Source organism: Streptomyces sp. NPDC002181, assembly GCF_042890485.1.
In the GTDB taxonomy this organism is placed as follows: Bacteria; Actinomycetota; Actinomycetes; order Streptomycetales; family Streptomycetaceae; genus Streptomyces.
This window is the reverse complement of the sequence record NZ_JBIASC010000009.1, coordinates 125,830-137,628: the sequence shown is the minus strand read 5'-3', so window position 1 is coordinate 137,628 and position 11,799 is coordinate 125,830. Positions and strand designations below refer to the sequence as shown.

Sequence of the window (11,799 nt, the reverse complement as noted above, 5' to 3'; positions counted from 1 at the left end):
CCGGTCGCACCCGGGTCACAGACGGTCGCACGGGGGCGGGCCCGCCGGGCTATTCGGCCAGTGCGGCGCGGATCGACTGGTCGATGCCCGGGTCCCGGAAGGTGAAGCCGGACTCCAACAGCCGGGCCGGGCGCACCCGCTGACTGCCGAGCACGTCCCCGGCGAACTCCCCGAGCACGACGCGCAGGGCGGGGGCCGGCACGGAGAAGGGCGTCGGCCGGTGCAGGACCCGGCCCATCGCGGCGGTGACCTCGCGGTTGGTCACGGGTTCGGGGGCGGTGAGGTTCACGGGGCCGGACAGGCCGGGGGTGTCGATGGCGTGCCGCAGGGCGGCGATCTCGTCGCGCAGGGAGATGAACGACCAGTACTGGCGGCCGTTGCCGAGCCGGCCGCCGAGCCCGGCCTTGAAGATCGGGAACAGCTTGCCCCAGGCCCCGCCCTCGGCCGCGACGACCAGTCCGGTCCGGGCGAAGACCGTTCGTACGCCGGCCGCCCGGGCGGGGGCGGCGGCCGCCTCCCACTCGACGCAGACCTCGGGCAGGAAGCCCTGCCCGGCGGGGGCGTGCTCGTCGACGGCGCGCTCGCCGGTGTCCCCGTAGTAGCCGATGGCGGTGCAGCAGACGAAGACGGCGGGCGGCGCGTCGAGCGCGGCGATCGCCCGGGCCATGGCGGCGGTTCCCGCGACCCGGCTGTCCCGGATCTCCTTCTTGTACGCGTCGGTCCAGCGGTGATCGCCGACCCCGGCCCCGGCGAGGTGGACGACGGCCCCGCAGCCGGCGAGCCCGGCGGGGTCCACGTATCCGCGCCGCGGATCCCACTCGGCCTCGTCGGGCACGGAGGGCGTACGCCGTACGAAGCGCACCACCTCGTGCCCGTCGGCCCGGAGGGAGCGTACGAGTGCCTGCCCGATGAGCCCGCTGGAACCGGTGATCGCGATGCGCATGCCCCCATCATGGCGCCCCGGCGGTCAGGAACCGCCCAGCAGGGTGCCCGCCGCATAGGTGACGGCCATCGCCAGGGCGCCGCCCGTGACGTTGCGCAGGATCGCGCGGGGGGCGGGGGCTCCGCCCAGGCGGGCGCTGATCACCCCGCACAGCGTCAGCGCCGCCAGTACGGCCGCCACCGTCACCGGCACCCGCTCCGAAGGCTCCGGCAGCGTGATCGCCAGCAGCGGCAGCAGCGCCCCCACCGTGAAGGCGATCAGGCTCGCGAACGCCGCGTGCCAGGGGTTCACCAGTTCGTCGGGGTCGATCCCGAGCTCCACCCGCGCGTGCGCCCTCAGCGCGTCCCGCTCCGTCAGCTGCACGGCCGCCTCCCGGGCCAGCTCCCGCTTCAGCCCCCTGGCCTCCAGCAGCTCGGTGAGTTCCGTCAGCTCCGCCTCCGGATCCTCCGCCAGCTCCCGCCGCTCCGTCTCCAGGGCGGCCCGTTCGGAGTCCCGCTGGGAGCTCACCGAGACGTACTCCCCCGCCGCCATCGACAGGGCTCCGGCCAGCAGTCCGGCCACCCCCGCCGCGAGGATCGACGCCCGCGAGGTGGTGGCCCCGGCCACGCCCACCACCAGGCCCGCGGTGGAGATGATCCCGTCGTTGGCGCCGAGCACCCCGGCCCGCAGCCAGTTCAGGCGCGAGCCGATCTCCGCGCTCTGCTCCGCCGCGGCCTGTCCGCCGCCGGTTCCCGCATCGGTCACGGGACCACTGTCGGCGCCCGGACCCCGCGGGGCCACCCGGCGGGTCGGTCCGGCGTGCGCGCCCCCCTCGCCCGTACCAGGGTGGAGGGGTGAGACGCCGACGTGAGGAGCCCGGCTGGCTGCACGGCAAGCCACCACCGCTCTGGGCCCGTATCGCCCCCGTGGCGGCACTCGTGGTGCTCGTGCTCGTACAGCGCCTCACCCAGGGCGAGGCGGAGGTCGGCTTCTTCCTGGCCGGACTGCCGCCGGTGGCCGCCTTCGCCTACGGTGCGGCCGGCACCGCCGTCTTCGCGGGGATCGTGCTGTCGCTGCTCGGCATGCCGTGGGCCGGAACCGCGCACCCGCGCGGCGCGGACCTGGCCACGGTGGCGGCGATCGGGCTGCTGAGCGTGGTCATCGCCTGGGTGCGGCGGCGCCGTGACGCCCAGCTGGTCAGCGTACGGACGGTGGCGGAGGCGGCGCAGCTGGCGGTGCTGCCGCCGGTACCGGAGCAGGTCGGTCCGGTGCGCTGCGCCGGGCTGTACCGGGCCGCGCAGCGCGGCACGCTGGTAGGCGGCGACCTGTACGACGTACGGGCCGGGCCGTACGGGGTGCGGGCGCTGGTCGGGGACGTGCAGGGGCACGGCCTGGCGGCGGTCGGGACGGTGGCCGCGATGCTCGGCGCCTTCCGCGAGGGGGTGCTGGACGATGCGGAGCTCGCCGCGGTGGCCGCCCGGCTGGACCGCAGGCTGCTGGCGGACACTGCGGGCTCGGCGGAGGGGGCCTCCGAGCAGCCGGAGCTGTTCGCGACGGTGCTGCTGCTGGAGTTCCCGCCGGGGCTGGACCTCGTACGGATCCTGTCGTGCGGGCATCCGCCGGCGCTGCTGCTGCGGGCGTCCGCGGTGTCCGAGCTGGCCGTGGTACCGGGGCCTCCGCTGGGGCTCGGGCTCGCCGGACCGGATCTGGCGGTGGTGGCCGACGTACGGCTGCTGCCGGGCGACCGGGTGCTGGCGCACACGGACGGGGTGACGGAGGCCAGGGACGCGGCGGGCGAGTTCTATCCTCTGGCGGACCGGCTCCCGGCGCTGGAGCGGGATCCGGCGGGGCTGGTCGAGGCGATCTGGCAGGACCTGCTGCAGTTCACCGCCGGCGGCCCGCGCGACGACGTGGCCCTGCTGGTGCTGTCCCTCCCGGAGCCCTGATCCCGGGTGCCGGGTGCCGGGTGACGGGGAACGGGCCCCCGGGCCGGCGTCCGTCGCCCGGCGTGGCCGCCCCGCCCGGCGTCCGTCGCCCGGCGTGGCCGCCCCGCCGGGAGCGGCCTTCCGCGGGGCGTCCGGCGGGCCGCGGGGCCGGCCGGACGCCGTGGGGCAGGGCTCAGGCTCCGTTGCTGACGATGAAGGCGCGGACCAGCTTGCACGTGACGTTCGACGGGCGGTGGACGCCCGTGCGGACGGCCATGGTGCGGATCTTCCGGTTGGTGGCGCGGCGGGCGTCGTACGTTCCCGAGTCGAGCAGGGATATCGCCAGCCGCATCGCCTTCAGACGGCGGTTGTGGCTCTCGTACCACTCGCGGGGCAGACCCGCCGGCAGCGGCTTCTTCTTGACGGGCTCGAAGGTCATGGCAGTGGCCATCTACAGCCTCCCAAACGGTAGTTGGCTTCCTGTCGTTCTCCCTCGATTTTACCGGGGACCACTGACAAAAGCCCCTGGCCAGACAGGCCCTGACTAGGCTGGGGGCCATGGAGATCTGGATCAATCCCGCCTGCTCGAAGTGCCGCAGCGCGCTGACCCTGCTGGACGCGGAGGGCGCCGAGTACACGGTGCGCCGCTACCTGGAGGACGTACCGTCCGAGGCCGAGATCCGCGAGGTCCTGGGCCGGCTCGGCCTGGAGCCGTGGGACATCACGCGCACCTCGGACCCGCTCGCGAAGGAGACCGGCGTACGGGACCTGCCGCGCGAGGAGACGGACGAGGCCCGGGGCCGCTGGATCGCCCACCTGGCGGCCCACCCCCGGCTCATCCAGCGCCCGATCATCACGGCGCAGGACGGCACGGCGGTGGTCGGCCGCTCGGAGGAGGCGGTCCGCGAGGCCCTGTCCCGCCGCCCCTGATCCGAGAGCCGGCGCCCGTTCCTCATCTCGCCCTCACCCGCCCACCCCATAAGGTGTTGAACACGGCAAAGGGGGATGAACCGCACCGGAACAGCGCATCGAAGGACGGCGATGACCGACGACCAGGCCCGGCCCGACCACCAGGCCCGGCCCGACGAACAGGGACCCCAGGACCGGGAACGGCTTCCCCCGCCCCACCTGCACCCACCGCACCGGGGCGCCGACTGGATGTTCGGCGGGGTCTACGGGACCGTGCTCGCGTCCGGCCTGCTGGCCGCGCTCGATCAGGCGGGCGGGGAGTCCACCCCGTTCTACGACGCGAGCTGGGTCCTGGTCACCGCCGGCGCGGCCGCGCTCGCGCACGGCTACTCGCACCACATGGCCGGCCACCAGCCCGGCTCCGCCGCCCACCGGTGGCGGGTGCTCTCACGGGCCCTGTGGAACGAGTGGCCGATGATCGTGGCCACTCTTCCCACCGTCCTGCTCCTGCTCGCCTCCGGGCTCGCCCACTGGGACTCCCAGGCGGTGACCGCCGTCGGGCTCGGCCTGAACACGGCGCTGCTGTTCGCGTGGGGCTCCTTCGTGGCGCTGCGCGTCGGCTACCGGATCGGTTCGGCCCTGCTCATGGGCCTGGCGGACGCCACCATCGGCCTCGCCATCATCGTGGCCAACGCCGTCATCAAGTAGCCCCGCCGCGGTGAGGGACCCGCGGCCCGCTCACTGCGGCAGCCGGGACTCGGCCTCCGCCAGGATCTCCGTCAGGCGGGCCGCGAACTCCGCGTCCCGGGGGTCCGCCACGCCGGTGCGGGCGGCGGTCAGCAGCGCGTCGAGTGCACGTCCGTACGCGCCCGGTACGTCGGTCCAGTTCGGCAGCGAGAACACGCCCTCGGCCCCGCGCAGCTCCAGGCCCACCCCGGCCGCCGCCGTCGGGGCGCCCAGACTGAGCACGGCCGTGCTCGCCGCGCCCGAGGTGTGCCGCAGCGCGAGCTGCACCACGTCGGAGGGGCCGCGGGTGGCGGAGACGGAGGTGACGTCGCCGAGGACCGGGATCAGGACGGACAGCGCGTGCGGGCCGACGTCCCACAGCCCGCCCTTGGCCTTGCGCCAGGGCGAGTCGGCGTACGCGCTGGGCGCCCCGTCGGGCGGGAAGACGGCGCCGAGCCAGTGGGCGCTCGCCGTGAACCACCCGCTGCGGGCGGCCTGCTCGGCGACCCAGCCGGCGGCCGGCTCGGCGAAGCGGAGGGTGAGGAAGACGACGGAGGCCACGCCGTGCCGGGCTGCGGCGCGGGCGACGGCGCGCGCGTCCTCGGCGGTCGTGGCGACGGGCTTGTCGAGCAGCAGTTGGCAGCCCGCGGCGGCCGCGCGTACGGCCATCCCGGCCTGGACGTCAGGCGGCAGGGCGAAGGCGACGACGTCACAGTCGGCGAACAGCTCGTCGGCGTCTTCGTACACCTTCACCCCGTACGCGGCCGCCAGCTCGGCCGCGGCCTCGGGGCGGCGGCCCCACACTCCGGCGAACTCGGAGCCAGCGTGCGCGGCGAGGGCGGGGGCATGGGTGCGGTGGGCCCAGGGGCCGGTGCCCAGCAGGCCGACCCGGGGGCGGGCCGGCAGGCGGGGGGAGTCCGCGGGGTCATCGGCCGAGTTCAAATCGTACGAAATGCTCACCCGCTCAGTCTGCCCCACTCGGACGGGCGCGCTGCCATCAACCCGCACAACCCGCTCGACCTGCGGCGTAAACCTCGGTAACACGGGGTTCACACACGGGCAACGGAAGAGAAATCGCGAGCGGGCACGCTGCGGTCACACCGCAACGCACCGCAGTACGACGAACGCACGACCAACGCAGCACCCGCAACGCAGCACCCGCAGAGTCTGCGCCGGAGCGACGCACCGAAGGATGGGGCCCGTGAGCTACAAGGCTGAGTACATCTGGATCGACGGCACCGAGCCGACGGCGAAGCTGCGCTCCAAGACGAAGATCCTGGCCGACGGCGAGGCGCTGCCGATCTGGGGCTTCGACGGATCGAGCACCAACCAGGCCGAGGGCCACGCCTCCGACCGCGTGCTCCAGCCGGTGTTCTCCTGCCCGGACCCGATCCGGGGCGGCGACAACGTCCTCGTGCTGTGCGAGGTCATGAACATCGACATGACCCCGCACGAGTCGAACACCCGCGCCCTGCTGCGTCCGGTCGCGGAGCGGTTCGGGGAGCAGGAGCCGATCTTCGGCATCGAGCAGGAGTACACCTTCTTCGACGGCATCCGGCCGCTCGGCTTCCCGGTGGGCGGCTTCCCGGCCGCGCAGGGCGGCTACTACTGCGGTGTGGGCGCCGACGAGATCTTCGGCCGCGACATCGTCGAGAAGCACCTGGACCACTGCCTGGCGGCGGGCCTGGCCATCTCCGGCATCAACGCCGAGGTCATGCCCGGCCAGTGGGAGTTCCAGGTCGGCCCGGTCGGCCCGCTGGAGGTCTCCGACCAGCTGTGGATCGCCCGCTGGCTGCTGTACCGCACCGCCGAGGACTTCAACGTATCGGCGACGCTGAACCCGAAGCCGGTGAAGGGCGACTGGAACGGCGCGGGCGCGCACACCAACTTCTCCACGAAGGCGATGCGCGAGGACTACCGCGCCATCATCACGGCGTGCGAGGCGCTGGGCGAGGGCAGCAAGCCGCTGGACCACGTCAAGAACTACGGCGCCGGCATCGACGAGCGCCTGACGGGCCTGCACGAGACCGCCCCGTGGAACGAGTTCAGCTACGGCGTCTCGGACCGCGGCGCCTCCGTCCGCATCCCGTGGCAGGTGGAGAAGGACGGCAAGGGCTACATCGAGGACCGCCGCCCGAACGCGAACGTGGACCCGTACGTGGTCACCCGCCTCATCGTCGACACCTGCTGCACGAGCCTGAAGAAGGAGGGCCTGGTCTGAGACCGGGTCCGTCCGCCCGCGGCGCCCGCCGAGCCCCAGTGGCCCGGCGGGCGTCGCGCGTTGGCGTTACCGGAGGTTCGCTGGAGGTCGAGTCGCGGAATTTGAGATTCCGATCCACGAAGTGAGACGCAGCCTGCCTCGGGACCTTCACATCTGCTTCAATGGCGCTCATGGCCAGCCACTCACACACCTCGAACGGTCGCAGCGACCTCGAGCCGTTCTGGCCCTCCCGTCAGGATCACGATTTCGACCGGGTGTGTTGCCGCACGGAGAACGCGCCGGCCCTCTAAAGCCTTTCGGGATCCGCCAGCAGGGCTTCCCCGAGGCCTTCGGTCCGCGCGGTACGCGATGACGTACGTACGTCCTCTCCTGCCTGCCACTTCGCGTGAAAGAGCTGACCACTCGTGTCTCACACCCGTTCCCTGACCTCCGCGGCCTCCGCCGCGTCCGCTGCGACCGTGTCCGCCGCCCGCCCGCCCGGTCCGCGCCACCGGCTGCGCGCCGTGGACCGCGACGAGGCCGCCCGCGTGATCGACCTCCTGCCGCCGGGAGCCACCTGGCTGCCCGCGCCGCAGCACGCCGTACCAGCGCTGCCGGGGCAGCCGCCGATGGTCGGCTACCTGGTCCTCGTGCCGGCCGGGTCGGACGATCTGCCGCCGATCGCCTTCGCCCCCCAGGCCGTTCCGCAGCCCCTGCCGCAGCCCCTGCCGCAGCCCGCGGCGGCGGCCGCCACCGCCGGGGACGAGCTGGTGCGCATCGACTCCGCCCAGCGCACCGCCGAGGTCGACGGCCGGGTGCTCGACCTGACGTACCTCGAATTCGAGCTGCTGGCCCACCTGGTGGCGCACCCGCACCGGGTGCACAGCCGGGACCGGCTGGTGACCACCGTCTGGGGCTACGGCCACGTCGGCGACGGGCGGACCGTGGACGTCCACGTCGCCCGCCTGCGCCGCAAGCTGGGCGCGGCGCACCGCGGCGCGATCCAGACCGTACGCCGCGTGGGCTACAAGTACGCGCCCTGACGCGCGCACCGAGCGGACGCGAGGGCGGGCCCGTACCCCTGCGCGGAGTACGGGCCCGCCTGCCGCCGGACCAGGGGTTGTCCGGCCGCTCCGGGCCCGGCCCTGATCCGCCGGCCCCCCTACGCGGCGCGGCGCGCCGCGACCGCCCCCAGCAGCATGTCGACCGCGAGGAACGCGAGCAGGCTGATGCCGAGCAGCGGTACGAACCACCCGACCAGCGCGGTCACGGCGGCCAGCGGGAGCAGCACCGCCGCCGGCACCTTGCGCCAGGCCCCGCGCGGCTGCGCGCGGCCGACCGACAGGGCACGGTCCTTGGTGGGCCGGCGCAGCCACCACATCCGGTAGCCCCAGAACACCAGGAACATCACGGCGACGGCGAGCGCCCCGAGCGCGATCTGGTTGGCGAGGCCGAAGGTCTTGCCCATGTGCAGGTCGATGCCGAAGCGCGTCAGCTTCGCGAGCACGGGGTAGTCGGCGAAGCGCAGTTCGTCGATGATCCGGCCGTCGGCGGGGTCGACGGAGACCGAGTCGAGGTGGACCGGCAGCTGCTTGTCCTGCTCCTTGATCACGTAGCCGTTGCCCTTGGCGGGCAGGGTGACGCGGAGTTCGTGGCTGACCCCGGCGGCGCGGGCGGCGGCCACCGCCCTGTCGACGCCTATGTCCGCGGCGGCCGGGGCCGCGGGCATCTCCGTGCCGTCGGGCATGGTGTGCCCGGTGTGCCCGGCGTGCTCGTCGGAGCCGGCGCCCGAACCGGGGGCGAGGGCCGCGGACACCGAGGGGGTGGCGCCGCCGAGCCCGTCCTGGACCCGGCCGATGTGCTCGCCTGCGTACTTCGACCAGGTCAGGCCGGTGGCGGAGAGGGCGACGAGTCCGGCGACGGCCCAGAGGCCGACGGCCCCGTGCCAGGACAGGGTCTTGCGGCGGCCGGTGGCGGCACGGTCGGGAACGACGAGCAGGGCCTTGCGGGAGCGGCGGCGGCCGATCCACAGCGCGAGTCCGCCGAGGGCGACGACCCACAGCCAGCTCGCGGCGAGCTCGCTGTAGTTCCGGCCGAACTCGCCGAGCTGGAGGCTGGAGTGGAACTCGCTGAGCCAGGCGCGCAGGGGCAGCGCGTCGCCTTCGGTGGTCAGCGTTCCGTTGACGCGCGCCGTGTAGGGATCCACGAACACGGTCCGGGTCTGGCCCTCCTCCAGCCCCGGGACCTCCATGATCACGCGGGTGGTCGCCTCGGCGTCGGGCGCGGGCCACACCCCCACGACCTTGCCCTCCGGGACGGTGGCCCGGGCGGCCGTGAGCTGGGCGCTGAGCGGCACGGTGGTCCCGCCGACCCGGTCGACGGTCAGCTCGTCGGAGTAGATGATCTTCTCGGCCTGCCAGGAGCCCGCGTACAGCAGGCCGGTGGCGGCGGCGAGGAACAGCAGGGGGGCGATCAGGATCCCGGCGTAGAAGTGGACGCGCAGGAGCAGCGGCCGCAGGGCGGCCCAGGCTCCGGGCCTGGGGGATGCGGCAGGGGTTTCGGGGGTCGCGGCGGCGTCCGGGGTGCGGACGTCCTGAACCTCGTCAAGGGACATGTGGGTCCTAGGTGTTGGCGCAATGGCGAAGACATGGGTGACCAGCCCCGGGTCTCGCCCCCCTCGGCCGATCGGTCAGACGGCGAGGGCGGTACGGCCGGGGGCCGTGGCGCGGGTGTGCCGCCCCCGGGGCGGGCCGCGGCGCACCAGGGTGTGGGCGGGCACCGCTCCGCGCAGCCTGCGCGGGGGTTTGCGGGAGGGCCGGGGTGCGGGCGGCGCCGGTACGGGGGCCGGCCGGGCCCGGAGCAGCGCGAACGCTCGGCCGAGCGGCCGGGCCGCCAGCAGCGCCACGGCGCCGAGGACCGGGGCCAGCCGGAACACGGCCGCCTCGCCCCGGGCCAGCCAGGCGGCGCAGAACAGACCGGCGAGCACGTGCGCGGCGATCATGCCGAAGCCGCCGTGCCCGGCCATGGCGGCCATCGCGGCCACGGCGTCCGTGCCGGCCGTCGCGCCCGCGTCGGCGAGGCCGTGCGCGTCCGCCATGTCGGCCATGCCTGCCATGCCGTTCGTGCCGCCCGTGCCGTTCACGCCGGCCATGTGGTGATGGGCGGGCATCGGCTCGGGCACGGGGGTCGCGGTCGCGGCTCGGTGGCCGGCGTGGCCGGCCTGGCTGCCCGAGAAGAGCAGGTGCAGAACCCCTTGTACGGCGAGCAGCGCCGCACTGATCCCGACCGGCCCCCGGCGGCGCCCGGCGGCCGGCCATGCGAGCCCGGCCGTCACCCCGAAAGCACCCAGAAGGCCTATCAGGGGGATGTCCGTGCCGGACATGTACGAATGCCCCACAGCACCCAATGCGGTGCACACCGCCGCGAACATCGCGGCTCGTGTGGCGCGCAGCGGCGCGGGGGTTCCTGGCATGGCTGAAACATGCTCCCACGGGCCCCGGTTCCGCCAGCCCGAGGGTCGTATCCGATCATGATCCGATGAATTCACTTCCGTGGCCGCCACCCGCCATCGCAGTGGTGTATGCGGGCGGGCTCCAGCTCGGCGCGTACGCCCTGGAGCGACGGGGACGCGCGGAGCGCGAGCGGGTCCTGCGGGGCTGCTCGACGAATGTCGACAATCTCGCGGCCGGCCGCTGGGAGACCCTGCTGAGCAGCGCCTGCGTCGTCGAGGAGCCCATGCCGCTGCCGTACGCCCTGCTGCTCGTGGCGGTCCTCGGCTACGCGGAGTACGCGTACGGGGCCTGGTGGACGGCCGGGGTGTTCCTCTTCGGGCACGCCACGGCGACGCTCCTCGTGTTCGGCGCCCTGCGCCGGAGGGCCGACGCCCCCACCCGGCGGGCCCTGGACGTGGGCGCCAGCTACGGCTTCAACGCGGTGCTCGGCGCGCTGACCTCCGCGCTGCCGCGCGGTCCGGTCCGTACGGCCGCCCGGGCCGGGCTGCTGGCGCTCGCCGCCGGGCCGGTGCTGGGGCGGAAGCGGACCTTCACGGACGCCGGGCACTTGGCGGCGCTGGGGATCGGGGTGGGACTGTCCGTCGCCTTCGATTACCTATCCGGGACGAAACACCCGAAAATCGGATGAACGAATGGTCGCCACGCCAGTGGCACCACCCGCAGTACCCGCACCACCCCCGGTACCCGCACCACCCGCACCGCACCCACACCGCTGGAGCCGCCACGATGACCACGACCACCCCCTCCACCACCGTCGCCAACCTCCGCGACCTCGGCGGCACCCCCCTGTCCGGCGGGCGCACCGTCCGTCCCGGCCTGGTCCTGCGCTCCGGCCAGCTCGACCGGCTCGACGTGGACGCCGACCCGGTCGTGGCCGCGCTGGGCCTGCGCACGGTCATCGACTTCCGCACCGACGCCGAGCGCGCCGCCCACCCGGACCGCATACCCGAGGGCGTGCGCCTCCTGGTCGAAGACGTACTCGCCGACAAGCTGAGCGCCGGGAAGATCCCGGCCGCCACGCAGCTCAAGGACCTGCTGTCCGACCCGGCGATGGCGGAGGAGCACCTGGGCGGCGGCAAGGTGCAGGCGCTGTTCGCGGACACCTACCGGTCCTTCGTGTCCACGGCTTCCGCGCAGGCGGCGTACCGGACGCTGCTCACCGAGCTCGCCGACCCGCAGGCGGGCCCGCTGCTGTTCCACTGCACGGCCGGCAAGGACCGTACGGGCTGGGGCGCGACCGTCGTCCTGTCGCTGCTCGGCGCGGACGACGAGACCCTGATGGACGAGTACCTCTCCGTCAATCCGGCGGTCAAGCAGGCGTTCGCCCCGATGATCGAGGGCTTCACGGTCGCGGGCGGCAACCCTGACATCGCCCTGGGCCTGATCGGGGTCTTCCCCGAGTACCTGCAGGCCGCCCTCGACGAGGTGAGCGCGCGCTACGGCTCGATGGAGAAGTACGTGCGCGAGGGTCTCGGCGTCCCCGACGAGACGGTCGAGGCGCTCCGCACCCGCCTGACGGCCTGATCCCCCGAGGCTCCCCCGCCGGCCCCCGGCCGGACAGACCCCCGTCCGGCCCGGCGGCTTGTGATCCGAACGCGCGACCCG

General features: G+C 74.2%; 13 protein-coding genes. 7 read left to right on the top strand and 6 right to left on the bottom strand.

The features are described from left to right. Nucleotides 1-49: 49 nt before the first annotated feature. The gene (locus tag ACFYXV_RS22415; protein ID WP_385474782.1) at nt 50-943 is read right to left on the bottom strand and encodes a TIGR01777 family oxidoreductase; all 894 of its coding nucleotides are present in this window, start codon (nt 941-943) and stop codon (nt 50-52) included. Nucleotides 944-967: 24 nt separating this feature from the next. Beyond that, nucleotides 968-1,687: a VIT family protein gene (locus ACFYXV_RS22410; RefSeq protein ID WP_385474780.1), complete on the bottom strand. Its 720-nt coding sequence runs from the start codon at nt 1,685-1,687 to the stop codon at nt 968-970. 89 nt (nt 1,688-1,776) lie between these two features. Here ACFYXV_RS22410 and ACFYXV_RS22405 point away from each other — a divergent pair, with 89 nt between their 5' ends. Next, nucleotides 1,777-2,868, top strand: coding sequence for a PP2C family protein-serine/threonine phosphatase (locus ACFYXV_RS22405; protein WP_385474778.1), 1,092 nt, complete (start codon nt 1,777-1,779; stop codon nt 2,866-2,868). A 172-nt stretch (nt 2,869-3,040) separates the two neighbouring features. Here the strand turns inward: ACFYXV_RS22405 and ACFYXV_RS22400 are convergent, their stop codons facing one another. Continuing rightward, entirely contained in the window at nt 3,041-3,298 is a 258-nt protein-coding gene (locus ACFYXV_RS22400) for a hypothetical protein (RefSeq protein WP_048477132.1), read from the bottom strand. A 107-nt stretch (nt 3,299-3,405) separates the two neighbouring features. Between ACFYXV_RS22400 and ACFYXV_RS22395 the strand changes: the two genes are divergently transcribed. Both ACFYXV_RS22395 and ACFYXV_RS22390 read left to right on the top strand, forming a co-directional pair. After that, nucleotides 3,406-3,777, top strand: a complete 372-nt coding sequence (locus ACFYXV_RS22395; protein ID WP_389383842.1) for an ArsC/Spx/MgsR family protein — start codon at nt 3,406-3,408, stop codon at nt 3,775-3,777. Between the two features lie 111 nt (nt 3,778-3,888). After that, entirely contained in the window at nt 3,889-4,464 is a 576-nt protein-coding gene (locus ACFYXV_RS22390; RefSeq protein ID WP_389383841.1) for a hypothetical protein, read from the top strand. A gap of 30 nt (nt 4,465-4,494) precedes the next feature. On the opposite strand, the gene ACFYXV_RS22385 is transcribed toward ACFYXV_RS22390, so the two are convergent. Further along, nucleotides 4,495-5,424: a Gfo/Idh/MocA family protein gene (locus tag ACFYXV_RS22385; protein ID WP_389383891.1), complete on the bottom strand. Its 930-nt coding sequence runs from the start codon at nt 5,422-5,424 to the stop codon at nt 4,495-4,497. 259 nt (nt 5,425-5,683) lie between these two features. On the opposite strand from ACFYXV_RS22385, the gene glnII reads away from it, so the two are divergent. Then, the gene (glnII, locus tag ACFYXV_RS22380) at nt 5,684-6,703 is read left to right on the top strand and encodes a glutamine synthetase (RefSeq protein ID WP_383343829.1); all 1,020 of its coding nucleotides are present in this window, start codon (nt 5,684-5,686) and stop codon (nt 6,701-6,703) included. A gap of 404 nt (nt 6,704-7,107) precedes the next feature. Continuing rightward, nucleotides 7,108-7,725 carry a winged helix-turn-helix domain-containing protein gene (locus tag ACFYXV_RS22375; protein WP_389383840.1) on the top strand — a complete coding sequence of 206 codons (618 nt, stop codon included), beginning with the start codon at nt 7,108-7,110 and terminating at the stop codon, nt 7,723-7,725. A gap of 119 nt (nt 7,726-7,844) precedes the next feature. Here the strand turns inward: ACFYXV_RS22375 and ACFYXV_RS22370 are convergent, their stop codons facing one another. Beyond that, nucleotides 7,845-9,296: a PepSY-associated TM helix domain-containing protein gene (locus ACFYXV_RS22370; RefSeq protein WP_389383839.1), complete on the bottom strand. Its 1,452-nt coding sequence runs from the start codon at nt 9,294-9,296 to the stop codon at nt 7,845-7,847. Nucleotides 9,297-9,371: 75 nt separating this feature from the next. Next, nucleotides 9,372-10,154 carry a hypothetical protein gene (locus ACFYXV_RS22365; protein WP_389383838.1) on the bottom strand — a complete coding sequence of 261 codons (783 nt, stop codon included), beginning with the start codon at nt 10,152-10,154 and terminating at the stop codon, nt 9,372-9,374. A gap of 65 nt (nt 10,155-10,219) precedes the next feature. Here ACFYXV_RS22365 and ACFYXV_RS22360 point away from each other — a divergent pair, with 65 nt between their 5' ends. Both ACFYXV_RS22360 and ACFYXV_RS22355 read left to right on the top strand, forming a co-directional pair. Next, a complete protein-coding gene (locus ACFYXV_RS22360; protein WP_389383837.1) occupies nt 10,220-10,822 on the top strand; it encodes a rhomboid-like protein in 603 nt (200 codons plus the stop codon). A 98-nt stretch (nt 10,823-10,920) separates the two neighbouring features. Then, nucleotides 10,921-11,718 carry a tyrosine-protein phosphatase gene (locus ACFYXV_RS22355; protein WP_389383836.1) on the top strand — a complete coding sequence of 266 codons (798 nt, stop codon included), beginning with the start codon at nt 10,921-10,923 and terminating at the stop codon, nt 11,716-11,718. The last annotated feature ends 81 nt before the right edge of the window (nt 11,719-11,799 follow it).